The organism is Vibrio sp. 10N.222.46.A1, assembly GCF_041473595.1.
GTDB lineage: Bacteria > Pseudomonadota > Gammaproteobacteria > Enterobacterales > Vibrionaceae > Vibrio > Vibrio tasmaniensis_A.
Window position 1 is genome coordinate 1 of the sequence record NZ_JBFRSN010001299.1, and the last position, 947, is coordinate 947.

A 947-nucleotide genomic window follows, 5' to 3' on the forward strand; every position below is an offset into this window, starting at 1 on the left:
ATGCAACATCGACCTGTTAAACAAACGAATAAAAAAGGCTGAGCAGGTTATCTGACTCAGCCTTTTTACTGTTTAGAACTAGATCATTTATCGCCAGTGAGCATATCGAAGAAGATCTGTCTCGACTCTGGGGTGTTGTCTCGATGAGTTTCGTATTTTATATGCGAATTGGCATCAACAGATTTTGATAACTTGATACTCCAAAGTGCTTTCATTTGATTCGGTACAATTGAGTATCGGACGTCGATAATACGCAACTCGTCCGTTGGGTCCAGAGCAATATAACCATTAGAGAACCAGCGGAAGCGTTCAATATCTTTGGCTTGTTGAGAATCCAGGTCAAGCCAAGGTAAGTCCCTGCTAACGTTCAGCTTAGCGACCGACTCTCCTGGATATACGTTTACCGATGTACCAACCCGCACTGCGTCTACATGATAATGAGCCTCTGTTTCGTACACCACTTTCCAAACTAAGATATTCGCAAAGCTTGGTTTTGCCTCTAATCGAATCGGCGTATGTTGTCTTTGTTCCGCTAATTGCCACCCAATCGCCTCTGCCCTATCTCTTTGTATCATCCCTAATGTTGGATAAATTAGAGCCCAAGCAAACGCAACACGTGCTAGCCAAGGTGCTCGTTTCAACGTTGCAAACACAAGCAAAACTAAGATGGGCAGCGTATAAACAGGATCGATGATTGATATGGTATTCCAAGCAAAACGCGCATTAGTCAAAGGCCAAAGTAACTGCGTGCCATAAGTGGTACAAGCGTCTAACAGTGCATGAGTGCCATAACCCAGAGCGCAAAACAGCCAGCTTTGCTTGAAAGTAAGCCCGCGCCTTTTTGCAATCAGATGATGTAGAACAAAGGCACAGATCAAACTGCCAATGGGGATAAAGAAGAGTGAATGAGTAAATTGTCGATGAAATTCCAAAGCCAACAAAGGATC

Annotated in this window: 1 protein-coding gene; it reads right to left on the bottom strand. The window is 43.7% G+C overall.

The genetic code is table 11. From position 1 onward, the window contains the following. Positions 1–83: 83 nt before the first annotated feature. The coding region (locus AB4496_RS26095; RefSeq protein WP_372132792.1) for a metal-dependent hydrolase at positions 84–947 on the bottom strand (864 nt) is incomplete at its 5' end.